This window comes from Faecalibacterium gallinarum (assembly GCF_022180365.1).
In the GTDB taxonomy this organism is placed as follows: domain Bacteria; phylum Bacillota; class Clostridia; order Oscillospirales; family Ruminococcaceae; genus Faecalibacterium; species Faecalibacterium gallinarum.
Window position 1 is genome coordinate 1 of sequence record NZ_BQKV01000092.1, and the last position, 307, is coordinate 307.

General features: G+C 45.0%; 1 rRNA gene. It reads left to right on the top strand.

Annotation, left to right across the window (positions count from 1 at the left end):
- Nucleotides 1-94: ribosomal RNA gene (locus JCM17207_RS10490) — 16S ribosomal RNA — on the top strand; the annotation flags it as partial.
- Nucleotides 95-307 lie beyond the last annotated feature (213 nt).

The window sequence follows — 307 nt, forward strand, 5'->3', positions numbered from 1 at the left end:
CGCAAGGAGGACGCCGCCGAAGGTAAAACTGGTGATTGGGGTGAAGTCGTAACAAGGTAGCCGTAGGAGAACCTGCGGCTGGATCACCTCCTTTCTAGGGAGTCAGGCAGATCGGCAAAGCTTGATGCTTTGGATGATCTGGTACAAGGGAAAGTTCAAGTTCGATATTGTTCAATTTTGAGGGCCCTGGAGAGCGAAAGCTCAAAAGACCTTCAAAGACGTACCTTGAAAACTGAATAATAACTGCGAAACAAGATTATAGTAAGTTCTTTTTAAGAAACACTACAGTTTCAAAAGGAAGGGTAAC